The sequence below is a fragment of the Paenibacillus mesophilus genome (assembly GCF_005938385.1).
GTDB lineage: Bacteria > Bacillota > Bacilli > Paenibacillales > NBRC-103111 > Paenibacillus_AB > Paenibacillus_AB mesophilus.
In genome coordinates this window covers 52,544-78,159 of record NZ_VCRA01000020.1, presented here as the reverse complement: position 1 = coordinate 78,159, position 25,616 = coordinate 52,544, and the positions used below count along the sequence as shown (strand labels likewise).

Annotated in this window: 26 protein-coding genes; 19 read left to right on the top strand and 7 right to left on the bottom strand. The window is 54.8% G+C overall.

What is annotated here, in order from left to right:
- Positions 1 to 136: 136 nt before the first annotated feature.
- Together FE783_RS27295 and FE783_RS27290 are read right to left on the bottom strand one after the other, a co-directional pair.
- Entirely contained in the window at positions 137 to 718 is a 582-nt protein-coding gene (locus FE783_RS27295) for a hypothetical protein (protein WP_138882543.1), read from the bottom strand.
- A 92-nt stretch (positions 719 to 810) separates the two neighbouring features.
- On the bottom strand, positions 811 to 1,434 hold the full coding sequence (locus FE783_RS27290) for a YktB family protein (RefSeq protein WP_138882542.1): 624 nt from the start codon (positions 1,432 to 1,434) through the stop codon (positions 811 to 813).
- Positions 1,435 to 1,651: 217 nt separating this feature from the next.
- Between FE783_RS27290 and FE783_RS27285 the strand changes: the two genes are divergently transcribed.
- Complete coding sequence (locus tag FE783_RS27285) at positions 1,652 to 2,539, top strand: stalk domain-containing protein (RefSeq protein ID WP_158302051.1); 888 nt, start codon at positions 1,652 to 1,654, stop codon at positions 2,537 to 2,539.
- Positions 2,540 to 2,589: 50 nt separating this feature from the next.
- On the opposite strand, the gene FE783_RS27280 is transcribed toward FE783_RS27285, so the two are convergent.
- The 3 genes from FE783_RS27280 to FE783_RS27270 are packed head-to-tail and all read right to left on the bottom strand — an operon-like array spanning position 2,590 to position 5,486.
- A complete protein-coding gene (locus tag FE783_RS27280) occupies positions 2,590 to 3,762 on the bottom strand; it encodes a sensor histidine kinase (protein ID WP_202916270.1) in 1,173 nt (390 codons plus the stop codon).
- A complete protein-coding gene (locus FE783_RS27275) occupies positions 3,692 to 4,816 on the bottom strand; it encodes a hypothetical protein (RefSeq protein ID WP_138882539.1) in 1,125 nt (374 codons plus the stop codon). The genes FE783_RS27280 and FE783_RS27275 overlap by 71 nt, the downstream gene beginning before the upstream one ends.
- Positions 4,794 to 5,486 (bottom strand): response regulator transcription factor, encoded by a 693-nt coding sequence (locus FE783_RS27270; protein WP_138882538.1) that lies wholly within the window; start codon positions 5,484 to 5,486, stop codon positions 4,794 to 4,796. Before FE783_RS27270 ends, FE783_RS27275 begins: the two co-directional genes overlap by 23 nt.
- A gap of 238 nt (positions 5,487 to 5,724) precedes the next feature.
- Here FE783_RS27270 and htpG point away from each other — a divergent pair, with 238 nt between their 5' ends.
- From htpG to gndA, 7 genes are all read left to right on the top strand, one after another.
- Positions 5,725 to 7,605, top strand: coding sequence for a molecular chaperone HtpG (gene htpG, locus FE783_RS27265; RefSeq protein WP_138882537.1), 1,881 nt, complete (start codon positions 5,725 to 5,727; stop codon positions 7,603 to 7,605).
- 531 nt (positions 7,606 to 8,136) lie between these two features.
- The gene (locus tag FE783_RS27260; RefSeq protein WP_138882536.1) at positions 8,137 to 8,733 is read left to right on the top strand and encodes a hypothetical protein; all 597 of its coding nucleotides are present in this window, start codon (positions 8,137 to 8,139) and stop codon (positions 8,731 to 8,733) included.
- Positions 8,734 to 8,918: 185 nt separating this feature from the next.
- Positions 8,919 to 9,926: a LacI family DNA-binding transcriptional regulator gene (locus FE783_RS27255; RefSeq protein WP_138882535.1), complete on the top strand. Its 1,008-nt coding sequence runs from the start codon at positions 8,919 to 8,921 to the stop codon at positions 9,924 to 9,926.
- 113 nt (positions 9,927 to 10,039) lie between these two features.
- A complete protein-coding gene (locus tag FE783_RS27250; protein WP_138882534.1) occupies positions 10,040 to 11,311 on the top strand; it encodes a nickel pincer cofactor-dependent isomerase, group 22 in 1,272 nt (423 codons plus the stop codon).
- On the top strand, positions 11,308 to 12,870 hold the full coding sequence (gene gntK, locus FE783_RS27245) for a gluconokinase (protein WP_138882533.1): 1,563 nt from the start codon (positions 11,308 to 11,310) through the stop codon (positions 12,868 to 12,870). Before FE783_RS27250 ends, gntK begins: the two co-directional genes overlap by 4 nt.
- 70 nt (positions 12,871 to 12,940) lie before the next feature.
- Positions 12,941 to 13,708: an SDR family oxidoreductase gene (locus FE783_RS27240; RefSeq protein ID WP_138882583.1), complete on the top strand. Its 768-nt coding sequence runs from the start codon at positions 12,941 to 12,943 to the stop codon at positions 13,706 to 13,708.
- A 76-nt stretch (positions 13,709 to 13,784) separates the two neighbouring features.
- Positions 13,785 to 15,197 (top strand): NADP-dependent phosphogluconate dehydrogenase, encoded by a 1,413-nt coding sequence (gene gndA, locus FE783_RS27235; protein ID WP_138882532.1) that lies wholly within the window; start codon positions 13,785 to 13,787, stop codon positions 15,195 to 15,197.
- Positions 15,198 to 15,204: 7 nt separating this feature from the next.
- Here gndA and FE783_RS27230 read toward each other — a convergent pair whose 3' ends face one another.
- Positions 15,205 to 15,519 (bottom strand): hypothetical protein, encoded by a 315-nt coding sequence (locus FE783_RS27230; RefSeq protein ID WP_138882531.1) that lies wholly within the window; start codon positions 15,517 to 15,519, stop codon positions 15,205 to 15,207.
- Positions 15,520 to 15,739: 220 nt separating this feature from the next.
- On the opposite strand from FE783_RS27230, the gene FE783_RS27225 reads away from it, so the two are divergent.
- Complete coding sequence (locus FE783_RS27225) at positions 15,740 to 16,252, top strand: shikimate kinase (protein WP_138882530.1); 513 nt, start codon at positions 15,740 to 15,742, stop codon at positions 16,250 to 16,252.
- A 27-nt stretch (positions 16,253 to 16,279) separates the two neighbouring features.
- On the opposite strand, the gene FE783_RS27220 is transcribed toward FE783_RS27225, so the two are convergent.
- A complete protein-coding gene (locus FE783_RS27220; protein ID WP_138882529.1) occupies positions 16,280 to 16,582 on the bottom strand; it encodes a rhodanese-like domain-containing protein in 303 nt (100 codons plus the stop codon).
- Positions 16,583 to 16,712: 130 nt separating this feature from the next.
- Between FE783_RS27220 and crcB the strand changes: the two genes are divergently transcribed.
- The 10 genes from crcB to ptsP all read left to right on the top strand — a co-directional run bounded on the left by crcB (position 16,713) and on the right by ptsP (position 25,595).
- Positions 16,713 to 17,099, top strand: coding sequence for a fluoride efflux transporter CrcB (gene crcB, locus FE783_RS27215; protein WP_238403278.1), 387 nt, complete (start codon positions 16,713 to 16,715; stop codon positions 17,097 to 17,099).
- On the top strand, positions 17,099 to 17,461 hold the full coding sequence (locus FE783_RS27210) for a fluoride efflux transporter FluC (RefSeq protein ID WP_138882527.1): 363 nt from the start codon (positions 17,099 to 17,101) through the stop codon (positions 17,459 to 17,461). The genes crcB and FE783_RS27210 overlap by 1 nt, the downstream gene beginning before the upstream one ends.
- A gap of 50 nt (positions 17,462 to 17,511) precedes the next feature.
- Positions 17,512 to 18,804, top strand: coding sequence for a 3-phosphoshikimate 1-carboxyvinyltransferase (gene aroA, locus FE783_RS27205; RefSeq protein WP_138882526.1), 1,293 nt, complete (start codon positions 17,512 to 17,514; stop codon positions 18,802 to 18,804).
- A 48-nt stretch (positions 18,805 to 18,852) separates the two neighbouring features.
- On the top strand, positions 18,853 to 19,665 hold the full coding sequence (locus FE783_RS27200; protein WP_138882525.1) for a C39 family peptidase: 813 nt from the start codon (positions 18,853 to 18,855) through the stop codon (positions 19,663 to 19,665).
- 18 nt (positions 19,666 to 19,683) lie between these two features.
- Positions 19,684 to 20,118, top strand: coding sequence for a CoA-binding protein (locus tag FE783_RS27195; protein ID WP_138882524.1), 435 nt, complete (start codon positions 19,684 to 19,686; stop codon positions 20,116 to 20,118).
- Between the two features lie 209 nt (positions 20,119 to 20,327).
- Entirely contained in the window at positions 20,328 to 20,993 is a 666-nt protein-coding gene (locus FE783_RS27190) for a hypothetical protein (RefSeq protein ID WP_138882523.1), read from the top strand.
- A gap of 163 nt (positions 20,994 to 21,156) precedes the next feature.
- Positions 21,157 to 21,384, top strand: coding sequence for a hypothetical protein (locus tag FE783_RS27185; protein ID WP_138882522.1), 228 nt, complete (start codon positions 21,157 to 21,159; stop codon positions 21,382 to 21,384).
- 130 nt (positions 21,385 to 21,514) lie between these two features.
- Positions 21,515 to 21,850, top strand: coding sequence for a spore coat protein (locus FE783_RS27180; protein ID WP_138882521.1), 336 nt, complete (start codon positions 21,515 to 21,517; stop codon positions 21,848 to 21,850).
- Between the two features lie 114 nt (positions 21,851 to 21,964).
- The gene (locus FE783_RS27175) at positions 21,965 to 23,878 is read left to right on the top strand and encodes a glucose PTS transporter subunit IIA (RefSeq protein ID WP_138882582.1); all 1,914 of its coding nucleotides are present in this window, start codon (positions 21,965 to 21,967) and stop codon (positions 23,876 to 23,878) included.
- On the top strand, positions 23,871 to 25,595 hold the full coding sequence (gene ptsP, locus FE783_RS27170) for a phosphoenolpyruvate--protein phosphotransferase (protein WP_138882520.1): 1,725 nt from the start codon (positions 23,871 to 23,873) through the stop codon (positions 25,593 to 25,595). Before FE783_RS27175 ends, ptsP begins: the two co-directional genes overlap by 8 nt.
- The last annotated feature ends 21 nt before the right edge of the window (positions 25,596 to 25,616 follow it).

Below are 25,616 nucleotides of genomic sequence, written 5' to 3'. Positions count from 1 at the left end.
TTTCGAAAACGTCGGATTCGGGTGCCGACAGTATAGCACGAAAATATGTCATTCTTATGACGGCGGCACAAAACCGTATGGCAGCAAAAAACCGGCCCGTTCAGGCCGGTTTTCCGTTCGTAAAGAAAAACGTCTATCAGAAGGGCAATGCCTCGTTGTCGGCTTGCGTTTCCTTCGCTTTTTTGTGCTCCTTGCCCTTATGTTCTTTGTCCTTATGTTCCTTGCCTTTGTGCTCCTTGGCTTTGTGCCAATCTTTCCAATTTTTGTTGTTGACCATCATTTTCAAATGATCGGGCAACCTTTCCTTGATCCGGTCCGCCTTCTCCTGCGTCCATTTGCCGGACTTGACCGCTTCGTCGATCTTCTGCATACGGATGGCGAGGAGGCGGTTAGTCAAATCGGCTTCCTGGATTCCTTTGGCGCCGGCTACTTCGGCAATGCTTTTGCCGCTTTCCAGCTGCTTCAGCAGCTCGCCCTTGTCGATTCCGATTATCGTGGCGGCATCCTCGATCAGGAAGAAGCCTTTATGTCGATGCTTCTCACCTTTCTCCGCTGCGGAGGGACCCGTCTCGGGGGCTTCTTGCCTCGCTTCGGGAGCTTCCGGATGGAGAGCGGACGCATGGGCTTGCAAGCTTGGCGCGGAAAATGCGATAGTCCCCGACATACCGAGGACGAAGGTGCCGAGAACGAGCCGCTTGAGCGTGTCTCGGGTATTCATGGAACATCACCTTTCCTTTCGTCTAAGTTCCCGTTTAGTTTGTTCCAAACTTTGGAGAATCATACGAAAGGCTGCTGCCGAGCGCTCCGGCCTCAGAATGCGATGCGATAGAGCGGCATTACTTGCTCGAACGTATGTTTGACCGTTTCCGCGAATCGTCCGGGGTCGTGAAGTAGCGGATCGTCCCGCTCGATGCGTATGCCGCACAGCGCTTCCGTCTTTTTCACGCGCTTCAGCTTGTCGATCATGTGCGCGAAATCATCCTCGCCCATCTCTGCGTGAAGGGTCGACTCGGGCTGCATATGGTCGGTTGACCAGCGAAAGTGCCCTGGAATTGACTTGCGCATCTCTTTCAACTTTTTCTCGAGATGCCGGGCGAATACTTCTTTATTGCCGCTCTCATAAATGACGGCGAATTGAACGAACACATGGGTCGACCACATGCCGAGCTGGAAGTGGGGATGCGCCTTGTAGCCCTTCTTGTTGTTCGCCCAGGCGACCCACGTGTCGGCCGGCGGGTTGATCGTCCTGCGCGCGTGCTTGGCGACATGCGGGAACATCGGCTCCCCGCAGTGCGCGGACAGAAACGGGGCAAGCTCCTCGCCGAGCTGCGTCAGCTTCGGCCGGACGAGGCGGATTAAAGCTTCCATACGCGGCTCCAGGCCGGGAATCGTAAACACATCGAAATCTTCTTGATTAAAAGTGGGGAACGTCATCGGAAGCCTCCTGACTATGAAACTTTTCCAGATGTCCTCTGCATCGGACCGTGATCGCACAACTCATACAGTACATCAATCGCAGGCTTGGCGCAAATTGTCGACGCTTCCTAGGCGGATTCCGACATGTGCGATATAATAGAATCTGGAAATAGAATACATATATACTCGCGGATAAGGGAGAGTAGAGAGAGGAGCGCAAATGGATAAAGTACGGATGAGAAAAACGATAATGCTGACGATCGCGATGGGAATCGTCTTCACGAGCGGCGTGTATGCGAAAGATACGCTTGAGCGGGTGGATGCTTATTTGCGGCCGGATTTCAAAGTAGAGGTCAACGGCAAAAGCGTAAAAGACGCGACCCCTCTTATTTATGAAGGAAGCAGCTACTTGCCCTTCAAATCGATCGGGGAGCTGCTCGGAGCAACCGTAAGCTGGGACGAAGATAAGAAGGTTATTAAGCTGGCTATGCCGGTCCAGACACAGCCCGAAACCGGGACGGGAACGACTTCTCCGTCGACGGGCGGGAATGCGGGTGCCGGAACCGGCACAGGCACGGGAACCGGTACGAGTACGCCGGCTCCGATCGATCCGCCCAAGGTGGAAGTGCCTGAACAAATTACGCTGGATACGCCGATCCGCTACAATTTCGTACACGAGAACAAGTCGTACCCGACTTTGACCAACCTGTACAAAGGAACCGTCTATATGCGGTGGAAAGATATCAAGGACATTCCGATCAATGTCGGAACCCCTAAGCTGTCGAAGGAAAAGCTGACCGAAGAGCAGTATGTGCACGTCGATCTGATTAAACCGTACTGGAGCGATCGCGTCAAAGGCGACTTGAATCCGTATGCCATTATCGAAGGCGGGGGCACAATCAGCGAATCGAAGCTGAAGGCGTTGAACGACTATTTCGGCACGTATGAGACCGGCCTCACGATCAAGCCGATGGAAGCCGAGAACGAATACGAGGTGCTCACCCAAGGCACGGACAAATGGTTCGTTACGTACAAGCTGAGGTTCTGGCAGCAAAGCGACGGGAAATGGAACGTTTCGAACATCGGCTGGAAATCGTACCCGAAAGAAACCACAACGCCGTAACCGGTTTCGCCGCAGAGGAAAAGGCCCCGCCAGTCAACGGGGCCTTCTCCTTACTTGATCAACATAACCGTCACCTTGAAATAGTCACCGTCGATTTCAATAAACATTCGCCCGCCTTGCAGCTCGACAATGCTTCTCGCGATGGCGAGCCCCAGGCCCGACCCTTCCGTATGACGTGAAGCGTCGCCCCGTTTCGACCGCTCGAACAGTTCCTCGGCCTCGCAATTGATTTCATAAGCGGAAACGTTGTTGATCCGCAGCACGATATACTCGTTCTCCTCGGTTAAGGAGACATGAACCCGGGTGTTAGGCATGGAATAGTTAAGAGCGTTATCGATCAAATTCTCGAACACCCGCCATGTTTTCTTGCCGTCCAGTCGGGCAATCATGTGCGGATTCCCGATATGCACCCGGAATTGGAGCCCGGAGGCGTCGATCTTGTCGGCGAATTCGGCCAAAGCCTGCTGCAGCAGCGCAGATGCGTTAACCGGCTCTAGAACCGGTCGCACCGCGCCGCCCGTAAGCTGGGATACTTCGAACAAATCGTCGATCAGCACTTTGAGCCGCTGCGTTTTCCTATCCAGCACTTGCACGTACCGGTTCAAGTCGTGCTGAGGCAAGTTTTCTTTTTTGAGCAAATCAACGAAATTGATCATCGACGTCAGTGGCGTCTTCAAATCGTGGGAAACGTTCGAGATCAGCTCCGACTTTTGCCGTTCGCTTCTTAATTGGCGCTCCAGCGCGGCTTGGTATCCGAGCTTCATATTGTTCAGCTGCCGCATCATACGGGCCGTCTGCCCGTTTCCCCGCTCCTCGAACGTCACGTTCAGCTGCCCCGCGGCAATCTCGCTCGCGCCCGAGAGCATCGCGTTGAACATGCGGAGCCTTTGAAACAAGTAAGGAAGGAGGAGCAGCAGGAAGAAAGCGGTATAGACGATGCCGAGAACAGACAAAGTCCCGGACTCGTTCGTAATCAGGATGATAGCCGGCCCAAACAGAAGCGTTGCGGCAAATACAAGGACCGACTTGTACAGCATACTTTTGTTGACCATACTCGCCGATGCCAGCTTGCCCAGCGTCAAAACATAGCCATTTCGCCATTGTTCGGAAAATGCCCCCTTCATGCGATACAGATAGTACGCGTCGAACAGGCTAATGCTCACGTAGGCGACGAGCGTCGTGAGCAAGAACCATTTGTTCAAAGGACCGACCGGAGTTTGCATGCCCCAGCCATACATCTCTTTGCCGAATTTTACCGCGATGAAGATAACGAGAAACGGAAGTGCAAGGCGGATATCGATAGGGATGCGCTTGCCAGCGGGCCGTAATCGTCTTTAGTCCGTTGTCCGACACTTTATTCTTATATAAATACAGCATGAGCAGCGCCATCGACATTAGAGCGGCCGCCAGCCCGAATATTTCGTATTGCAGCCGTTCGCGCATCGACAGCAGCCGAATGTAGTCTTTGGCCATGACCATTTCCGTCGCGAAGGCGGGATCGGCAGGCTCTACGTTCGCATAAAACGTAAACGTGCCTTCCAATTGATTTTGTTTGAAATAGTCGTTAAGCGAATTCAGCTGTTTGATCGGTTCCTTTAACGGAAAAGTCATCGTACGGGCTGTCTCCGTATATAGTTCGCTAAGCAACACCTCGTCTGGATTATCGGTTTGGTTCGAATACGTTTCATGATTCCGCCGATCGTTTATCGTGTACTTCACGATGGGATCGATCCGTTCCATTTTCCGTTTTAAGTTTTGCTGTTCGGAGTCTCTATCGGCAACGTATTGCTTGCTTGCTTCCAGAAGCTGGGCGTTCCAGACGGCTTCGACCTGCTTGTTCCATTCGTCCGCCATCCAATGCCCTGTCCGCTCTTGCAGCGCCCGTATTGCCGAGACGGAAGAAGCCGATAAGGTCCAGCTTTGATCGGGAGAACGTTTTGGCCGCGGACTTGGCATACTGTCGATGTGGAGCATCGCCTCGCTCATGGAGGCGTCGAATTCGTCTCTCCACTGCCGAATTACCGCTTCGCTAACTTTTTCCTTCTCGTTCATAAGGTTGTAACGCCGGTATTCGACATTGTATTTTACAATGTCATGGACATTCAGCAGAGCATGAATGCTATAGAAAAGATCGCCTTTCAAGAAAGGATTATCGTAAATATAGTCCCGGTTTTTGCCGATATCGATGGCAAACAGCAGCGCCAGTCCCGCGAGGCACACGAGCAGCGCCCGGGCAACCGCCGGCTTGTCCGGTTCATTTTTCGATTTTGTATCCAATACCCCATACCACCTTCAAATATTTTGGCTCGCGCGGATTGATTTCGATCTTCTCGCGAATGCGTCTTATGTGCACCGCTACCGTGTTCTCTCCGTTGCAGTTCGGCTCTCTCCATACTTTTTCGTAAATTTCCTCGATCGAAAACACTCGTCCTTTATTTTCCATAAGCAGCTCGACGATTTTGTATTCGGTTGCGGTCAGACGCACCTCTTCCTCGTCGACGGTTATCGTCTTCGTGCTTTTGTTCAGCGAGAGTCCGCCCGCGTAGATGACATCGTCGGCAGCTTTGTACGTTCCGAGGCGGGTGTACCTTCCCAACAGTGATTTCACCCGCGCCGTCAACTCCAGAGGGTTGAACGGCTTGCTGATATAGTCGTCGGCTCCAGCGTTCAGGCCGATAATTTTGTCGGCATCCTCGGCTTTGGCCGAGACGATCAGAATCGGAATGTTTCTCGTTTCGCGGATTTTGAGCGTAGCTTGAATGCCGTCCAGCTTGGGCATCATGACGTCCAACACGATCAGATGAATGTCGTGCCTCTCCAGCACCTCCAGCGCTTCGAGCCCGTTGCCGGCGGAATAGGCGTTCAAGCCTTCGTTGCGCAAATAAATGCCGACGGCTTCCACGATTTCGGCATCGTCGTCCACGATCAAGACGTTGCATTTTTGCATGAGTGACCACCTTACATGAGTATTGCTTTCGTTTGCGCGCTAACGAAAGCCACAAAACCAGTTTACTAGAGAACTTTGACAAAAAAAGAACTAAATTTCTTACAAATCTTTTAAGTTGTCGCGGCGGCTTCAATCGTTTCGTATTGACATCAATTAGGAGGAATGATATATAAGAAGAAGCTGGCACTCGAAAGCAGAGAGTGCTAACCCAAGCACCGAACCGAAAGGGGAATTACGAGTGGAGAAGAAACAGTTTCAGGCCGAATCCAAACGACTATTGGAAATGATGATCAACTCGATTTATACGCAGCGCGAAATCTTTTTAAGAGAGCTGATCTCGAATGCTAGCGATGCGATCGATAAGATCTACTACTTGGCGTTGACCGACGACAAGCTCGTGTTCGACAAAGACAGCTACTACATTAAAGTAACGGCCGACAAAGCGAACCGGACGCTGACGATTCGCGATACCGGTATCGGCATGACCAAGGAAGAGCTGGAAACGAATCTCGGGGTGATCGCGAAGAGCGGCTCCTTGGCTTTCAAGAAAGAAAACGAATCGAAGGACGGCCACGATATTATCGGTCAATTCGGCGTGGGCTTCTACTCCGCGTTCATGGTAGCCGATGTCGTAACGGTCACGAGTAAAGCGCTGCGCGGCGAAGGCGCCTTTAAATGGGAGTCGACGGGGGCGGACGGTTATACGATCGAGCCTTGCGAGAAAGATTCGGTCGGTACTGAAATCGTACTGAAAATCAAGCCGAATACGGAAGAAGACAACTACGACGAATTCCTGGAAGAGTACCGACTGAAGGCGATTATCAAGAAATATTCCGACTTCATCCGGTACCCGATCAAGATGGACGTCAAAGGAAAGCGGCCGAAGGAAGGCAGCGACAACGAATTCGAGGATTACGAGGAAGAGCAGCGCGTCAACAGCATGGTTCCGATTTGGCGCAAAAACAAGAGCGAGCTGACTACCGAGGACTACGAGAACTTTTACGCGGAGAAGCATTACGGCTTCGATAAACCGCTCAAGCATATTCATATCAGCGCGGACGGCACGGTCGTTTACCAGGCGATCCTGTACATCCCGGAGAACATTCCGTTCGACTATTACTCCAAGGAATACGAGAAAGGGCTGGAGCTGTACGCGAACGGCGTATTGATCATGAACAAGTGCGCCGACCTGCTTCCCGACTATTTCAGCTTCGTGAAAGGGATGGTCGATTCGGAGAGCTTGTCGCTGAACATTTCCAGAGAAATGCTGCAGCACGACCGCCAGTTGAAGCTGATCGCGAAAAACATCGCAAGCAAAATCAAAGGCCAGCTGCAAAGTATGCTGAAGGACGAAAGAGAGAAGTACGAGCAATTTTACAAATCGTTCGGCCGCCAATTGAAATTCGGCGTGTACAGCGACTACGGCATGCACAAGGATGTTCTGCAGGACTTGCTCCTGTTCTACTCCTCCAAGGAGAAGAAGCTCGTTACGCTTGACGAATACGTGTCGAGAATGCCGGAAGACCAGAAATACATTTATTACGCATCCGGAGAATCGAACGAACGGATCGAGAAGCTTCCGCAGACGGAGCTCGTATCCGACAAAGGCTACGAAATTTTGTACTTCACCGACGATATCGACGAGTTCGCGATCAAGATGGTCATGAACTATAAGGAGAAGGAGTTCAAATCCGTATCGAGCGGCGACCTCGGCATCGAAGCGGACGAAGAGAAAAACAATGCGGATGCGGAAAACGCCGACAACAAAGAGCTGTTCGACTATATGAAAGGCTTGCTCACGGACAAAGTAACGAACGTGAAAGCGTCCAAGCGGCTGAAGTCGCACCCGGTCTGCCTCTCCACCGAAGGCGAAGTGACGATCGAGATGGAGAAAATATTGAAGGCGATGCCGAACAATCCGAACGTGAAAGCGGACAAGGTATTGGAAATCAACGTCAATCATGCGGTGTTCCAATCGCTCAAGGACGCTTTTGCCCAAGACAAGGACAAGGTGAATTTGTATACGGCGCTGTTGTACAATCAGGCGCTTCTGATCGAAGGCTTGCCGATCCAAGATCCGGTCGAGTTTACGAACGATATTTGTAAAATCATGGTGTAGGAACTAGCGGAAACGTTATTCCGTTAAAGTTCTTTAATACGCAGGGAATCAAGTCGACCTGAACAGGTCGGCTTTTTTCGACTCATTCGAACCGTTTCCGCGTCTGCTCTCGCTCCCGTAACTGGACTCCGCAGATTGGTGAAATTCAGCCATTTGGGGCTTGTACGGGATTTACGTTATGCTCGGACTACCTGACGGCCTTGACCGGAAGCTGGCTGGCGAGAATGCGGACATCGAAGCGGAACGGCTTATGTTTTTTTTCGTTTCGGCTTAAAAAATAATCAATAATCCAAGTTGCTAAATCATATGATCCATAATAAGATAGTAGTAAGCAGTCAAGTTGTCTGAACATTCTGTCAAAGAGCCTACAACCGCCTGGGCTGGAGATAAGTGTGATTATGGCAAGCCTTTAGCCAAACTCAGACTAGTCCAACGCGTTCTTGGCAACCGCATTCCATCGAACGAAGTAGGGAATTGGAACGGAGAATGGGGCGACAAATGGCGCCAGTGTCAATCAGGGAGGGGATTGCCGTGAACAAAAGTTATGAAGTGGAATATTGCAACCTGGAGTTGCGTTTTGACCGCCGGCAAATCCGCAACTTTATCAAGTCGCTTATACAGGAAGGGTACTCCTTGTACTGGAACGAGAACGAGCAGCAGTTCGTCATATCGATCCGCACCGGACGCAAGCTGATCAAGCTGAAATTTCAACGCATCGGCGACCGTTACAAAATCGTCGGCGACTATTCGTTCAAGGACGAGAAGCTGTCCGAGCTGATGGAGAAAATGATAGGCGATACGCGCGGACACGCAATCGTCAAAAGGTTCCGTGAACGTCAAATTGTAATCGAAAACATTATGTTCGGCGAAATTATCCGGATGGTAGAAATATCGGGGGTCGAGCACAAGGTGCTGTTCCAAAAAGAGCCGGTGGTAACGTTGGATGAAATGGTTCAGGCGTTCAAATCGAAGCGTGCGGAAGAGCGGGCGGCCGTGCTGCGGCTGGAGCTGGATTACGAGCTTGCTTCGCTGCACGATGCCATTATGGCGGGGGACGAGGAGAAAACGGCGCAATGCAAAGAGCGATTGAAGGATATGCGCAGCGAGATGCTGCAGCTGGAAATGTGAAATGAACAATAGTCCGAGGGCTTTCGCGGAAAGCCGGCAATACAATCATAAAGGGATGACGTAGCAACCGTCTCCGGCACCGAAAAGGGCCTGAGGGACGGTTGTTTTCGCTTTTCGGGAGCTTCTATTTGTTCTTGTTAACGTGTGCATTGTATGCTATGATCAAGGCGACAAGAGGTGGTAGGATGACCGTAACGATCAAGGATATCGCCCGGATGGCCGGCGTGTCTCACACGACCGTATCGCGGGCGCTCAACGACAGTCCGCTTATTCACGAAGAGACGAAGCGGAAAATACGGGCGATCGCCGACAGGCTCGATTATACGCCGAACTACAGCGCCAAAAGCTTGGTACTCGCACGTTCGTATCATATCGGGTTGTTTTTTTCGACCTTGTCGAAAGGAACATCGTCCAACTTTTTTCACGAAACGGTCAAAGGCGTACACGGCGCCGTCAACTCGAAGTATCATCTGATCGTGAACGCGATCGACGATTATGACGGCAATTTCGCGGCGGTAACCCGCAAGACGTTCGACGGCGTCATCGTGATGAGCCAAAGCGACCAGGACGAGTCGTTCATCCGTTACGTGGCGGAGAGAAGCATCCCGCTCGTCGTGTTGAACCGTAACCCCGAGCATTTGTCGCCGGTCCATGTACTGGCGGACGACAGGGCGGGCGTATTGCGCGTCGTCGAGCATTTGATTGTTCAAGGCCACAGCCGGATCGCCATTATCGAGGGGAAACAGACGTTCAAATCGTCGGAGGCCCGTAAGGAAGGCTACTTGCAGGCATTGCGGCAATACGGCATCGAAACCGATCCCGGGCTTCATATCGTCGGCGGTTATACGCTGGAAGGCGGTTACCATGCCATGAAGGAGCTGCTCCGGAAAGACCCGCTGCCGACGGCCGTATTTTGCTCCAGCGACGAGATGGCGGTCGGAGCGATGAAGGCGATAGCCGAGAACGGGTTGACCGTACCCGGCGATATATCGGTCGCCGGCTTCGATGACGACGTATTCTCGGCGTTTTTGTCGCCGGCGCTCACTACGGTGAAGCGACCCGTGGAAACGATCAGCCGCATCGGGGCCGAGAAGCTGCTGAGCGAGATCGAGCGGGGAACGCCGTCGAAGGAGACGGTGTTCGTGGAGACCGAGCTGGTCGTTCGCGAATCGGTCGGGAAGATAGACCGGTAACGCCGGCGCACCGCCAATAAGCGCAAGCGTGACGCGTGCGGCTTCGATTCCGGATAGTCTGAGCTTTTCCACGCAATCATAGAAGGATGTATCTGAAGGAGGCCATTACGCCAATGAGCATTTTACGGACGCTGCTTGACGATATTCCGATTCCGCAGATGGTGCGGATTCGCCAAAAGTTTGACGCCGCGAAGGTGGAGGATTACATCGGGGCGCTGCGCGAAGAGCTGAAGAAGCCGGGCGCGATCGATACGATCAAGGCGGGACAGCGGGTCGCAGTAGCCGTCGGAAGCCGCGGGGTGGCGCATATCGCCGAATTTACGAGGACGACGATCGAAGCGATCAAGGCGGCCGGCGGCGAGCCGTTTATCGTACCGTGCATGGGCAGTCACGGCGGCGCTACGGCGGCGGGTCAGATCGACGTGCTGCACCACCTCGGCGTAACCGAGGAAGCGATGGGCGCCCCGATCTTGTCCTCGATGGAAGTGGTGAAAATCGACGAGATGGCGAACGGACTTCCCGTCTATGTGGACAAATACGCCTACGAGGCGGACGCGATCGTCGTCATTAACCGGGTGAAGCCGCACACCGCGTTCCGCGGCCGGATCGAGAGCGGCATCATGAAGATGATCGCGATCGGGCTCGGCAAGCAGAAGGGGGCCGAGGCGTGCCACCAGCTCGGCTTCAAGTATATGGCCGAGAACGTACCGGCCATGGCCAACATCATGCTGAACAAGCTTCCGATTCTGTTCGGAGTGGCGCTCGTGGAGAACGCTTATGACGAGACTTGCCGCGTGGAAGTGCTGCCTGCAGCCGATATCGAACGCCGCGAGGAACAGCTGCTCATCGAGGCGAAATCCCGTCTGCCGAAAATTTTGTTCGATCAGATCGACGTGCTCGTCATCGACTATATCGGCAAAAACATTAGCGGCGACGGCATGGACCCGAACATTACGGGACGTTATCCGACAGAGTATGCCCACGGCGGACCGGACGTATCGAAAATGGTCGTGCTTGATTTGACGCCGGAAACGAAAGGGAATGCGAACGGCGTCGGTACGGCCGACTTTACGACGAAGAGGTTGACGGACAAAACCGACTGGCCGGCTACTTACGCCAACGGATTGACTTCGACCGTATGCGCGCCCACGAAGCAGGCCACGACGCTGGAGAACGATTATTACGCCATCAAAGCGGCGGTCAAAACATGCAACATTCTCGATTACACGAAGTGCCGGCTAGTCCGCATCCGCGATACGCTGCACCTGGGCGAGATCGAAATTTCCGTCAATTTGCTCGAAGAGGCGCGGAACCATCCGGATATCGAAATATTGTCCGAACCATACGACCTGAAGTTCGACGATGAGGGGTATTTGCCGAAATGACCGATACATTCAGCGCCAAAAAGTACGTAGTAGCCGCCGATCTCGGGACGACGAGCACGAAGACGCTCGTGATCGATCGGGAAGGCCGCGTGCTCGCTTCAAACTCCATCGAATACCCGCTGTACACGCCTACGCCGGACCGGGCGGAGCAGGATCCGCTGGAAATCTTTTCGGCGGTCGTCCGCGGCATCCGGGATGTAATCGCGAAAGCCGGAATAGCCGGCTCCGAAGTGCTGTGCGTCTCGTTCAGCTCGGCCATGCACAGCCTGATCGCCGTCGACCGCGAGCTTAATCCGCTTACCCCGTGTATTACGTGGGCGGACAACCGCAGCGTCGACTACGTGGCTCCGTTCAAGAACGAATGGAACGGCTTGGGCATATACCGGAATACCGGTACTCCGATCCATCCGATGTCGCCGCTCCTGAAGCTGATCTGGTTCAATCGTCACGAGCCGGAGCTGGTCGGCCGGACGTTTAAATTTATCGGCATCAAGGAGTTCGTGTTCGCGAAGCTGTTCGGCCGGTTCGTCATCGACTATTCGCTCGCGAGCGCCACAGGCTTGTTCAATCTGCGCAAGCTGGACTGGGACGACGAAGCGCTGAGAGTTGCCGGAGTAACGAAGGAGCAGCTGTCCGAACCGGTATCGACTACGCATATTATGCAAGGTCTGTCCGCTTCCTACAGCTCGGAAATGGGCTTGCCTGCCGATACTCCGTTCGTTGTCGGCGCTTCCGACGGCGTGCTGGCCAACCTCGGCACCGGCGCTTTCGAGCCGGGCGTGTACGCGGTTACGATCGGCACGAGCGGAGCCGTTCGCGGCACCGTGAACGAGCCTTTGACCGATCCGGAGGGGCGGTTGTTCTGCTATGCGCTCAAGGAAGATTTCTGGGTTGTGGGCGGCCCGATCAATAACGGCGGCATCATGTTCCGCTGGGTGCGGGACCAGCTTGCCACGCAGGAAGCGGAAGAGGGCCGCCGACGCGGCATGGATCCGTACGATTATTTGACGCAGCTTGCGGAGCAGGTAGCGCCGGGATCGGACGGGCTGCTCTTCCTGCCGCTGCTCGCCGGGGAACGGGCGCCTTATTGGAACGCCAACGCGAGGGGCGTGTTCTTCGGGCTGTCGCTGTTCCACGAGAAGAAGCATATGATCCGCGCCGTTCTGGAAGGCGTCGTCTATCGGATTCACTCCGTCGCGCTCGCGCTCGAGGAGTTGGGCGGACGGACAAAGGAAATTCGCGCTTCGGGCGGCTTCGCCCGCTCTCCGTTCTGGCGGCAGATCATGGCGGACACGCTCGGGACACCGGTAACGGTACCTGACTCGATCGAGAGCTCGGGTCTCGGGGCGGCGCAGCTCGGCTTGCTGGCTTTGGGCGAAATCCGCGATTTCTCGTCGATCCACGATTGGGTGCGTTCGACCGTTCGCCATGAGCCCGATGCCGTTAATCATGCGGTTTACCGCGAGCTGACCCAAATTTACGGCTCGGTCTATCACCAACTGAAAGACCAGTTCGACGCCATTGCGGCGTTCCAAAAAAAGCACGTCGGCGGAGCATGACATCCGGTTATGGAGCGGGACTCGCTCCATCCGTTTCCGCTTTAGACGGCACAAGGAGGAACTTACTATGATGAATCTGTTTGACTTGACGGGCAAAACAGCGGTTATCATCGGAGGAAACAGCACGCTCGGGGGCTCGATGGCGGTAGCTCTCGGAGGGCACGGCGCGGATGTGGCGATCGTCGGCCGCAATATGGAGAAGAGCGAGCAGGTCGTCAAACAAATCGAGGAAGCCGGAGGCAAAGCGAAAAGCTTCAGCGCAGACGCGACGAGCGCCGACGATTTGCGCCGGGTGCTCGGGGAAGTGCTGGATTGGACCGGCCGCGTCGACGTCCTGATGAATTGTCCGGGCAAAAACAGCGCGACTCCGTTTTTCGATATTACGATGGAAGAATGGGACTCCATCATGGACGTCAACCTGAAAGGCGTCGTCCTGGCCTGCCAAGTGTTCGGCAAATATATGGTGGAGAAAGGCGAGGGCGGCAGCATTATCAACATTTCGTCGGTATCGTCCGAGCCGCCTTTGTCGAGAGTGTTCACCTATTCCGCTTCCAAAGCGGCGGTCAACAATTTGACGAAAAATTTGGCCCGCGAGTTCGCTCCGAGCCGAGTTCGCGTCAACGCCATCATTCCGGGCTTCTTCCCGGCCGAGCAAAACCGCAAAATATTGTCCCCGGAGCGCATCGCTTCGATCATGACGCATACGCCGATGAACCGGTTCGGCGAAGCCCACGAATTGCAGGGCGCAGCCGTTTATTTGGCTTCCGAGAAGGCGTCCGGATTCGTTACCGGATCGCTGCTGCGCGTAGACGGCGGATTTGGGGCTATGACAATTTGATGCAAATGGGATAGAATAGTATAGTGTTTGCATGAAACGTGGCTTACATAAACTCGGATAAGGGTGGTAGAAATTCATGTCGAAACAACAAATCGGCGTCGTGGGCTTGGCCGTCATGGGCAAAAATCTGGCGCTCAATATCGAAAGCCGCGGCTTTACCGTATCGGTATTCAACCGTTCCCGCGAGAAAACGGACGATCTGATCGCGAACGAAGCGAAAGGCAAAAATTTGGTGCCGACTTACACGGCCGAAGAATTCGTCCAATCGCTCGAGCGTCCGCGCAAAATTTTGCTGATGGTCATGGCCGGCAAGCCGACGGACGATACGATCAGCCAGCTGCTCCCTCTGCTCGAGGAAGGCGACATTTTGATCGACGGCGGCAACGCGTATTTCCCTGACACCCAGCGCCGCAACAAGGAACTGGAAGCACGCGGCATCCGTTTCATCGGTACGGGCGTATCGGGCGGCGAAGAAGGCGCGCTCAAAGGCCCTTCGATCATGCCGGGCGGACAAGAGGACGCTTATAAGCTCGTAGAACCGATTTTGACGGCCATTTCCGCCAAAGTGAACGGCGATCCTTGCTGTACGTATATCGGACCGGACGGTGCCGGACACTACGTCAAAATGGTGCATAACGGCATCGAGTACGGCGACATGCAGCTTATCTGTGAAGCTTATCAATTGCTGAAGGACGTGCTGGGCCTCAGCACGGAGGAGCTTCATGAAATTTTCTCCGAATGGAACAAGGGCGAGCTGGACAGCTACTTGATCGAAATTACCGCCGACATCTTCAAGAAGGTCGATCCGGATACGGGCAAGCCGATGGTGGACGTCATTCTTGACAAAGCCGGCCAAAAAGGCACCGGCAAATGGACAAGCCAAAGCGCGCTCGACCTCGGAGTGCCGCTCTCGATCATTACGGAATCGGTGTTCGCGCGCATGCTGTCCGCCATCAAGGACGAGCGCGTACAAGCGAGCAAACTGCTGAAGGGTCCGCAAAACGTGCCGGCCGCCCCGGACAAAGCCGCATTCGTAGAAGCGGTACGCAAGGCGCTGTACGCCAGCAAAATTTGCTCTTACGCGCAAGGCTTCGCGCAAATGCGCGCCGCTTCCGATGAATACAACTGGAACTTGAGCTACGGCAACATCGCGATGATTTTCCGCGGCGGCTGTATCATCCGCGCGCGTTTTCTGCAGAACATCAAGGACGCGTACGATCGCGAGCCGGGCCTCAGAAACCTGCTGCTCGATCCGTACTTCAAGGAAGTCGTGGAGTCTTACCAGGACGCGTGGAGACAAGTCGTCTCCGTCGCCGTATCGCGGGGAATTCCGGCGCCTTGCTTCGCATCCGCGCTGGCTTATTACGACAGCTACCGGTCGGAGCGGCTTCCGGCCAACCTGCTTCAAGCGCAGCGGGATTACTTCGGCGCGCATACGTTCCAAAGAGTGGATAAAGAAGGCACGTTCCATTTCCACTGGATGGACTAAGCGGATCCTAACGTTCTCGCCTTGGCGGTGCCGGATCGAGCAGGCCGTACGTCGCTTCGACCAGCGCCGTGCGGAGGCGGTCCGCCTCGTTGACGCAGCTCGGTCTGCGCTGGAGCAGCATCGTGGCGGCTTCGGCGAAATGTTGGAAGTTTCTCAACAAGCGTGGTTGTGGCAGATCCAGCAATCGGGGATCTTGCTCGGCCACCTTTTTTTTGACGAATTCCAGCACCCATACGACGTCCTCTTTGCACAGCGGATGATTCGGGCTCAGTATTTGCTCGAGTCGGCGGTCGGGCGGCTTCGGGAATGCGGCCTGTTGCATGGGATCGGCTCAGCTCCTTTTATGGACGGAATGCGGGTCTATTATTAATCATAACTATTCCGCACAGGAATTATTCACAATATTTGCCGGATCGTCACAAAAACGTTCCATCACTGTGGCATAGTGCGCCATCCGGACCGCTCCCTTTTAAGGAGACCGTCCGGTATGATAGGATAGAATTCGAATGAACACACGGAAGTCGGGAAGGGGCGAACATGGCGTGCTTAAACGTAACGTCGTATTGGTCGGATTTATGGGGACCGGAAAATCGACCGTAGCGTCCGTCCTGGCGGAACGGCTCGGCTGGAGTAAAATCGATTTGGACGCGGTAATCGAAGCGGAGGAAGGAACGACGATTCCGCAAGTTTTCTCCGAGAAGGGCGAGCCGTACTTCCGCAAGGTCGAGACGGATACGCTGAAGCGGGAGCTGGAGGGACGGACCGGTCAAATCGTAGCTACCGGCGGAGGAGCCGTACTGGCGGAGGTAAACCGGACAATCATGCTCGACAACGGACTGGTCGTCGCCTTGACGGCGGATGTCGGAACAATCATCAATCGGGTGAAGGACGATCCGAACCGGCCTTTGCTGCGAGGCAATGCCGAGAAGTCTGTTCCCGAGCTGCTGGAGAAGCGCAAGCATGCTTACGATTTCGCGCCCGTCCGTATCGATACGTCGGACAAGACGGTGGAGCAAATTGTGGAAGCGATCATTGAAAGGCTTTCGGTAGAGTAAAGTAAAAAAGCTGTAAGGCGCGCGGCCTTACAGCTTCTCCCAGGCGAGCATGCCGCCTGTCATGTTTTTCAAGCCGGCGATTCCAAGAGAATTCAAGTAATCGCAGGCGCGTCCGCTCCGGTTGCCGCTGCGGCATACAAGCACGATTTCGGCGGAGCGCTCGATTTCTTCATGCCGTTCGGGCAGCTGTCCGAGCGGAATATGCTTTGCCCCGGGTATCATACCCGCGGCGACTTCCTCGTCCTCGCGGACGTCGATGACGTTCAGGCGTTCGCCGTTGTCGAGCCGCCGCTTCACTTCGGCCGGTTCGATCGTGCTGATCTCGCTCATGAATGGACCTCCTGACGATCCGCTGCAGCGGATCTGGAAATAATCACGTCTATCATAGGTGAACGAAAACGGGAAGTCAATGCGGCCCGCCAGTCGGGCGCCGGAACGGGGGAGATGCTTCTTGATCTATATGTATGTAGGTATTGCCGGCGTATTGGGGGCATTATGCCGTTACGCGGTCGGCCTGGCGGTCGATCCTGTCTTATCGGCGGCCTTGTTCCCAGCCGCGACGTTATTATGCAATTATTCCGGCAGTTTTGCCCTGGGCTGGCTTTCCGGCGGCGGCGCGGCTCGCCTGAGCTTGTCCGACAACGGGCGGGCGGCGGTCGCGAGCGGCTTCGTCGGATCGTACACGACTTTCTCTGCCTTCAGCGCCGAGACGATTCATTTGCTGCAGGCCGGGGAAGGCGGTAAGGCTCTGGCCTATGTGCTGGCCAGTCTGTGGGGCGGTCTTGCGCTCGCATGGATCGGCGGTCGATTGGCCGGGAGAAAGACAAGCGGAGGAGGCGTCGTCTGATGTGGTTGAATGTGGCGCTTGTGGCGGCCGGAGGCTTCGCCGGGGCGATTCTCCGCTACTCCTTGTCCAAAAAGATCGCGGAGCGATTCCAAAGCGCTGTTCCGTATGGTACACTGACAATAAATCTGACCGGCTCGTTTTTACTCGGTTTGCTGATCGGCGCGAACCCGGGTACGGCCGTCCTGCTGCTAGCGGGTACAGGTTTCATGGGAGCTTTCACCACGTTTTCGACATTGAAGCAGGAAAGCGTGACGCTGGCTCGTCAATCGCGTTACCGCGCATTGATCGGATACGTCGGAGCAACCTATTTGTTCGGTATCGGATTATCGTATATCGGGTACTGCATCGGCCGGGCCTTGTGACCCGTCAGGTGCAGTCATGCCTTACATAGCAGAAGGAGAGATGGAGAACGATGAAAGCGATTGTGAAACAAACGCCGGCTCTGAAAGGGGAAATTAACGCTCTTTCCTCCAAAAATTATACGACGCGCTATATGCTCGTAGGCGCCCTTGCGGACGGCACGAGCACGATCCGCTTCCCGGCCCACAGCGAAGACAGCGACGCGATGCGGCGCTGCATCCGCGACCTGGGCGCGGAATTGCATGAAGAAGGCGATACGATGACGATCCGGGGCTTCGGCCGGCATCCGCTGCCGATAAGCGAGCTTAACGTCGGCAATGCCGGCGCTGTGCTGCGATTTCTCATGTCCATAGCGGCGTTCTGCCCGGAGCTTACGTTCGTCAATACGTATCCCGATTCGCTCGGGAAGCGGCCGCACAACGATTTGATCACGGCTCTCGGGCAAATGAACGTCGGTGTCGAGCACAATAACGGCAGGCTGCCCATCACAATCCGGGGAGGCCATCCGAAAGGCGGACGGATCCAAGTATCGGGCAACGTCAGCTCTCAATATTTAAGCTCGCTTCTGTTCATGACTCCACTGCTCGACGAAGACAGCGAAATCGAAGTGCTTCACGATCTCAAGTCGAAGGTTGTAGTCGGTCAAACGCTGGAAGTGATCGCGCAAGCCGGAATCCGCATCGAAGCGAGTCCGGACCTGATGCATTATCGCGTGCCCGGCCGGCAACGCTATGAAGCGAAGGAATATATCGTACAAGGCGATTATCCCGGATCGGCAGCCGTACTCGCAGCCGCGGCGGTCACGCAGTCCGACGTACGGGTGCTGCGGCTCGAGGAGGCAAGCAAGCAAGGCGAACGCGCCGTCATCGACGTGCTGCGAGCGATGAACGTCCCGCTGACGCACGAGAACGGCATCGTGCACGTGCAAGGAAACGGCAAGCTGAAGGCGGTCGAATTCGACGGCGACCATTTCACCGACGCGGTGCTTGCGATGGTGGCGGCGGCCGTATTCGCCGAAGGGACGTCGCGGTTTTACAATGTGGAAAATTTGCGTTACAAAGAGTGCGACCGGATTACCGATTATTTGAACGAGCTGCGCAAGGCCGGAGCGGACGTGGAAGAAAGACAGAGCGAAATTATCGTGCACGGCAAGCCGGAAGGCGTCGAAGGCGGCGTCGAGATCGATGCCCATTTCGATCATCGCGTCATCATGGCGCTTACCGTCGTAGGGCTTCGCTCGAAGCGCGGACTCACGATCAAGGATGCTCATCACGTGGCGAAATCTTATCCGCAATACTTCGATCATCTGAAATCGATCGGCGCACAGGTCGAGCTGATCGACTGAGTCGCGGTGCAGCTCCAACTACAACGAAGCGAATGAGTTGGTTGTATAATGAAGATCGCATTGATTTTGACGAAATACGTATTCACCATGTTTCTCATCGTGGGGCTGCTCTTCTCAAGCGGCGTGTTCAGCGTGCTGCTGTATGCGAGGGTTACCGGCAAGGACATTTTCCTCGAGCCCGCTACCGCGGCCGTGCTAGCGCAAGGGGCTGAAGGATCGAACGGCAAAGCTCCGGAAGCGCCGAAGCCCCTCCCGCCCAAACCGGCATCGGCAATGATTGACGCGCCTGTAGTCAGGCAGCTGCCCGAGCTACCTCCGGGCTGCGAAATCGTCAGCCTCACGATGCTTCTCAATTATTACGGCGTGAATAAGGGCAAGATGGAGCTTGTCAAGGAAATGGTCAAAGACCCGACTCCGATTCGTTGGGAGAAGGGCTCGATCGTGTATTGGGGCAACCCGAACACCGGCTATGTCGGCGATGTGACGGGCAAGACGCGCGGCTTCGGCATTTATCACACCGGGTTGTTCCCGACCTTGCAGGCGAACGTGCCGACAGCCGTCGACTTGACCGGTTCGGAATTTGATACGATCGAGCGCCAAATCGCCGAAGGGTTGCCGGTTATCGTATGGACGACGATCGACTTCAACGTCCCGAAAAATTGGGTTTCGTGGGATACGCCGATCGGACCGATTCAGACGACGTTTATGGAGCATGCCGCCCTGCTGGTCGGTTATGATGAGCAGCACGTGTACGTAAACGATCCGTTAAGCGGCAAAAAAGCCCACAAGCTGAACAAAGATCAGTTTCTGGCTACTTGGGACGCAATGGGCAAGCAAGCGTTGTCCTATACTAAATCTTAGCAGGGAGGCCAAAACGACATGGGGTTCGAGAATCCTTCGCGTGACCGGATCAAGGAATTGCTGCAGCAGACGAAAACGATTGCGGTGGTCGGCCTGTCCGATAAACCGGACCGTACGTCCTACATGGTGTCCCAGGCGATGCAGGCCAAAGGATACCGAATCATCCCCGTCAATCCGAACGTGGAGTCCGTGCTGGGCGAGAAAAGCTATAAATCGCTTGCGGATATCGAAGAGCAAGTGGATATCGTCAACGTGTTCCGCCGAAGCGAGGATACGGTTCCGGTTGCCCAAGAAACGCTGCGGATGAAGCATAAGCCGAACGCCTTCTGGCTGCAGCAGGGCATATTCAACGAAGAAGCGGCCGCTATCGTTCAGGCGGAAGGGATCGAAGCGGTCATGGACCGCTGCATCAAAGTGGAAGATTCGATTTTGCTGCCGAACAAGAAACTTTAACGGAATTACCACCCTGACTGACGACCGGCAAGCGCCGGTTGTCAGAGAGCAGGTACGTTTGTCCCCATAAAGTTCCCGAGTAAAACACTTCCAGCCATAAAAAACTTAAAAAACGAGGACAATAGTAAAGGCTTCAGTGATGGGATGCCGCCAGTTTAATACGGACCCGTTCCTGAAGACTTTCTATTTTCCGAGGAGGATACACACTCGTGTATAACCAACAATCCGGCTCCGCATTCGGTACTTCCCAATTCCGCGGTCAACAGCAGCAACAAAAGTATCAACCGGTAGGCATGGTCCAGTCGCAATATGGACAAAACCAAACCCAATATCAAAACCAAGGGCAAGCCTTCGGACAATCCCAGCAATCTATCAACAGCTTCCATACGGCGAACTATCGCGGTAACCAACAAGGACATGACAGCTATCTCCGTTCCGATTCGCAGAACCCGTCCCAGTTCGGTACCGGTTCGATCACTTCTTCGTACGGAATCGGCGGACAACAAACCAACTGGGCCGGTACTTCCCAAAGCGCACAATCCGGCTGGGCCGGTACTGCCCAAAGCGCCGCCAGCTTCCATACGGCAAACTACCGCGGCAACCAACCGGGACATGACAGCTACCTCCGTTCGGATTCGCAGAATCCGTCTTCTCAAGCCGGATACGGGTTCACGGGTATGGCTCAAAGCCAATTCCAGCCGCAATACAGCAGCTTCCAAAACCAAAGCCAAACCCAGGCTCAATCTTATACTTCGCCGCAATCGTTCCATACGGCCAATTACCGGGGCAACCAGCAAGGGCACGACAGCTACTTGCGCTCCGATTCCAGCCAGCCTAGCTCTACCGGTTTCTCGGGCACAGGCTACCGTTTCTAAATAGCACATACACCAAGGCGGACCATCGGTCCGCTCTTCTCTCATAAGGAACTTTAACGGAATCATGTGCCTGCTCTCTGACGACCGAGATTGCCACGGCCGTCAGTCAGGCGGTAATTCCGTTAAAGTTCATAATAGAACAAAAATCGGAGGCTACGACATCATGCCCATGCAGCAGCAAAACATGAATATGACGGCCAACCGGAACATGCATTCCGATAAGGAGCTGCATTATTTGAAAGATTTCTTGTCATGGGAACTGCTTGCCGTGAAAAAGTGCAAGGATGCCGCGGACGCTTGCACCGACCCGCAAATCCGCCAGATGATCGAGCAAACCGGCCAAAAGCATATCGCGCATTATGAGTCGATTTTAGCCGAGCTGCACGCATAAGGAACTTTAACGGAATAACATACCTGCATTCTGACAACCGGAACTTGCCGGTTCACAAAGCCCCGGTCGTCAGTCAAGGCGGTAATTCCGTTAAAGTTCCTAATTCACGAGCAAAGGAAGGGATCAACACGTGGCTACCCAAATCGCAGTACCCCAATCCGGTCAGCTGCCTCAGGTGAAAGGGCCGGAATTCAACGATCGTGACCGGATCAACGACATTTTATCTTACGAAAAATATTTGACATCCGGCTACAACACCGGATTGAACGAAATGCAAAATCCGCAGCTGCGTCAAAAAATCGGAGCGATTTTGCAGGACGCTCATCAAACCCAGTTCCAGCTGTTCGACTTGATGTTCCAAAAGGGCTGGTACAAGATGAAAGCTGCGGATACGCAGGAGATCAATCAAGCGCATCAGCAGTTTACGGACTATAAATCGCAATTTCCGGCGTTTACGGTTCATTGACGTCACAGACCCTATCCGCAAGCGGATGGGGTCTTAGTCATTCATCATGCGTCTTTGAAGCTTTTGACAAAAAAGCACGGAAGCTATACGATGAATGGGAAAGGGGGGGAATGGTTGAACTGGACGGGTAATTTACAGCAATTCGGGCGATCGCTCATGATTCCGACGATTGCTCTGCCGGCGGCGGCCATCCTGCTGTTTCTAGGCAATATGCCGTGGGACATGATCGGTATGGGACGTTTCGGCGAAATCTTGAATTATACGGGCACGGCGATTTTCACTTACTTGCCCTTTCTATTCTCGATCGGCGTGGCGCTCGGCTTGACGCAAAATGCGGGTATTGCCGGAATGGCCGCTCTGCTCGGTTATTTTATCTTTTTTTCGTTAACGAAAACGTATATGGGCACTTTTTTTGAACTGGGCGTCGCAGGAGGCGTTCTGATCGGCGTGTTGGCCGCTTTTTCGTATCACCGGTTCAAATCGATTCAACTGCCCGAGTACATACAATTTTTCGGCGGCCCGCGGTTCGTGCCGCTATTCATGAGCTTTGCCTCGATTTTGTTCTCAACGATCGTGATTCAGGTGGGGCCCACGGTAAAGTCGGTCATGGACCGGTTCGGCGAATGGATTCTCATGCATGGCGAAGTCGGCACGTTTGTGTATGGCGTCGCCTACCGTCTGCTTGTGCCGTTCGGACTGCATCACATCTTGAACAACGTCGTATGGTTTCAGATCGGACCTTATATGCGGGACGACGGACATGTCGTATACGGGGACCTGCCCCGCTTCTTCGCGGGAGATCCGGAAGCCGGCATATTTATGGCCGGGTTATATCCGATTATGATGTTCGCGCTTCCCGCCGTCGCCTTCGCGATCATTCACGAGGCTCGAGAAGATTTGAAGCCTAAGGTGAAAGCGACTTTTTTGACGGCCGCGCTCACGTCTTTTCTTACCGGAGTGACGGAGCCGATCGAATTCGCCTTCCTGTTCGTGGCGCCGTATTTGTTCGTCGTTCACGCGCTGCTGTCCGGGGTCGCGATGTGGCTCGCTTACGAAATGGATATTCATCACGGCTTCTCGTTCTCGGCCGGTGCGATCGATTTCGTCATCAACGAGCATTTGGCTACGAACGGGCTGCTTCTGCTGCCGATCGGGCTCGTGTTCGCCGCCATTTATTACGTGCTGTTCCGTTGGGCCATCCGCCGGTTCCAGCTCCCTACGCCGGGCCGCGAGGAAGGCTCGTCGCTGGAGGAATGGGCCGGGGACGTCCGTTACAGGGCTCCGCTCATCCTGCAGGCGCTCGGCGGCAAAAACAACGTCAACCAGATCGAAGCGTGCATTACCCGTCTAAGGCTGACGCTCGGGAATGACAAACAGATGGACATCAATGCATTGAAACATTTGGGGGCGGCCGGAGTCATCCGGCTCGGGGGAGGCAATGTGCAGGTGGTTTTCGGGACGTTTTCCGAGCTGATCCGGGAAGAGATCGTAAGAGTGATGCAGAAAGAAATCAAACAGGTGCACTTCCACGCGCCGCTGCAAGGAAACATGATTCCGATCGAGGAAGTGCCCGATGCGATTTTCGCCCAGAAGCTCGTAGGGAACGGAGTCGCCTTCTACCCGGAGCGCGGTGAGCTGCTCGCCCCCGTATCGGGCAAGGTGGTGCACATTTATCCTACGATGCACGCGATCGGCTTGAAGACGGAGGAAGGACTCGAGGTTTTGCTTCACATCGGTATCGACACGTCCCAGCTGGCCGGCAAATGGTTCACCGCCGTAGTGAAGGAAGGCGACGAGGTATCCGTCGGCCAGCTGCTCATCCGGTTCGATCTGCAGAAGTTAAAGAAGCACGCCAAGTCGCTGGCCACGCCGATGGTCATTACGAATCCGAACGTCGTGAAATCATGGGCTTTCGCCCCGTTCAAGCATGTCAAGAAAGGTCAAGCGTCCGTCATGTCGGTCATTATGAAGGAACCGGCCGATGAGAAAGACGCCAAGCTCCCGGGAGGTGATCCGTCTCATGGTTAAAGGCAACGGAGGGGCTGTCGGGATCGCCATAGGGAAAGCGTTCGTCCTCCCCGATTGGGAATGGGATATGACCGAGAGCGCTGTCGACGTAAACGATATGGCTTTCGAATTCGAGAGGCTGCATGAAGGGGTCCGCATATCCAAAACGGAGCTGCAGCAAATCAAGCAGGAGATCGCCGAAGTGCTCGGAGTCGAGGAGTCGAACATTTTCGACGCGCATCTGGCCATTCTCGAAGATCCGGTGTTCATGAACGAAGTGGCGGGCATTATCCAGCGTCAATATAAAGCGGCCGAGGTAGCCGTCAAGGAAGTCGTCGACAAGTTCGTCAACATGTTCGACCTGCTCGACGACGAATATATGAAGGAACGGGCGCTTGACATCAAAGATGTCGGCACGAGGCTGCTCAAGCATCTGCTTGGCCCGTTCGAAGAGACGAAGCCGCCGGAGGATCAGCCGTTCGTCATCGTGGCGAGGGAGCTGACGCCTTCCCAGCTTGCGCATCTCGATTCATCGCAGCTGCTCGGCATCGTTACCGCAACGGGCGGGAAAACGTCGCATACCGCAATCATGGCGAGAGCGATGGGGATTCCGTTCGTATTCGGCATTGACGGCGGCGTTCAGTCCGGGGATCTGCTCGTCGTCGACGGCGAATCGGGGGACGTCTTTGTGAACCCGGGAGAGCCGATCGTCGAAGCGTACAGGGAGCGCCGCCAGCGGCTGGCGCGCAGCCGCGAACGGCTGCAGTCGATCGTCGATATTCCTTCGGTGACGAAGGACGGGCGGGAAGTCAATTTGTCGGCCAACATCACATCGCTCCAGGAGCTTGAGCAGGCGCTCAAGCAGGGGGCGAAGGGAGTAGGCCTTTTCCGCACGGAAATGCTCTATATGGACGGCACTACGTGGCCGAAGGAGGACGAACAGTTCGAGGTGTACCGGTCGGCGGCGCAAAACCTGCAAGGCAAGCCGATGATTATCCGGACGCTCGATATCGGCGGCGACAAGCAGCTCGACTACATATCGCTGCCGGAGGAAGAGAATCCGGTTCTCGGCTACCGGGGCATAAGAATTTCGATCGACAGACGCGATATGTTCAAAACACAGTTGAAAGCCATTTTGAGAGCAAGCCACTATGGCAATATCAAACTGCTGCTGCCGATGATTTCTTCCATCGAGGAAGTGCGCAGGGCGCGGGAAGTGCTGGAGCTCGCGAAGCAGGAGCTTCGCTCGGCGAACGTGCCCTTCAACGAGCTTCTTCCGGTCGGCATTATGATCGAAGTTCCGGCTGCGGTGGCGATCGCGGATATGCTTGCGCAGGAAGTACAGTTTTTCAGCATCGGCACGAACGATTTGGTCCAGTATGTGCTGGCGGTCGACCGGATGAATGAGCGAATATCCCATCTATACGAGCCGTACCACCCGGCCGTGCTGCGGATGCTGAAGCTTACGGTTGAAGCGGCCCGCCGGCACGGAATATCGGTCAGTGTCTGCGGGGAATTGGCCGGGGACGCGGATGCGCTGCCGATCTGGCTCGGACTCGGGGTGCACGAGCTGAGCATGGCCGGACAATCGCTGTTGAATGTGAAGAGCAGGCTGATCGACAGCACGGAGGAGGAAAGCAAGCGTCTGCTGGAACGTCTGCTTACTTGCCGCACGAGTGCGGAGATGAAGACGCTGCTCCATACCCAGTCCAAAGACAATGCGAATGAGGCGGAATAAGCGAACGACCGCGGGGATGCA

What these genes read in the sequence shown, in the direction of transcription:
- FE783_RS27295 (WP_138882543.1), bottom strand. Translation starts at nt 718, where the DNA reads ATGAATACCCGAGACACGCTCAAGCGGCTCGTTCTCGGCACCTTCGTC.
- FE783_RS27290 (WP_138882542.1), bottom strand. Translation starts at nt 1,434, where the DNA reads ATGACGTTCCCCACTTTTAATCAAGAAGATTTCGATGTGTTTACGATT.
- FE783_RS27285 (WP_158302051.1), top strand. Translation starts at nt 1,652, where the DNA reads ATGAGAAAAACGATAATGCTGACGATCGCGATGGGAATCGTCTTCACG.
- FE783_RS27280 (WP_202916270.1), bottom strand. Translation starts at nt 3,762, where the DNA reads ATGCAAACTCCGGTCGGTCCTTTGAACAAATGGTTCTTGCTCACGACG.
- FE783_RS27270 (WP_138882538.1), bottom strand. Translation starts at nt 5,486, where the DNA reads ATGCAAAAATGCAACGTCTTGATCGTGGACGACGATGCCGAAATCGTG.
- FE783_RS27255 (WP_138882535.1), top strand. Translation starts at nt 8,919, where the DNA reads ATGACCGTAACGATCAAGGATATCGCCCGGATGGCCGGCGTGTCTCAC.
- FE783_RS27250 (WP_138882534.1), top strand. Translation starts at nt 10,040, where the DNA reads ATGAGCATTTTACGGACGCTGCTTGACGATATTCCGATTCCGCAGATG.
- gntK (WP_138882533.1), top strand. Translation starts at nt 11,308, where the DNA reads ATGACCGATACATTCAGCGCCAAAAAGTACGTAGTAGCCGCCGATCTC.
- FE783_RS27240 (WP_138882583.1), top strand. Translation starts at nt 12,941, where the DNA reads ATGAATCTGTTTGACTTGACGGGCAAAACAGCGGTTATCATCGGAGGA.
- gndA (WP_138882532.1), top strand. Translation starts at nt 13,785, where the DNA reads ATGTCGAAACAACAAATCGGCGTCGTGGGCTTGGCCGTCATGGGCAAA.
- FE783_RS27230 (WP_138882531.1), bottom strand. Translation starts at nt 15,519, where the DNA reads ATGCAACAGGCCGCATTCCCGAAGCCGCCCGACCGCCGACTCGAGCAA.
- FE783_RS27220 (WP_138882529.1), bottom strand. Translation starts at nt 16,582, where the DNA reads ATGAGCGAGATCAGCACGATCGAACCGGCCGAAGTGAAGCGGCGGCTC.
- crcB (WP_238403278.1), top strand. Translation starts at nt 16,713, where the DNA reads ATGTATGTAGGTATTGCCGGCGTATTGGGGGCATTATGCCGTTACGCG.
- FE783_RS27210 (WP_138882527.1), top strand. Translation starts at nt 17,099, where the DNA reads ATGTGGTTGAATGTGGCGCTTGTGGCGGCCGGAGGCTTCGCCGGGGCG.
- aroA (WP_138882526.1), top strand. Translation starts at nt 17,512, where the DNA reads ATGAAAGCGATTGTGAAACAAACGCCGGCTCTGAAAGGGGAAATTAAC.
- FE783_RS27200 (WP_138882525.1), top strand. Translation starts at nt 18,853, where the DNA reads ATGAAGATCGCATTGATTTTGACGAAATACGTATTCACCATGTTTCTC.
- FE783_RS27195 (WP_138882524.1), top strand. Translation starts at nt 19,684, where the DNA reads ATGGGGTTCGAGAATCCTTCGCGTGACCGGATCAAGGAATTGCTGCAG.
- FE783_RS27185 (WP_138882522.1), top strand. Translation starts at nt 21,157, where the DNA reads ATGCCCATGCAGCAGCAAAACATGAATATGACGGCCAACCGGAACATG.
- ptsP (WP_138882520.1), top strand. Translation starts at nt 23,871, where the DNA reads ATGGTTAAAGGCAACGGAGGGGCTGTCGGGATCGCCATAGGGAAAGCG.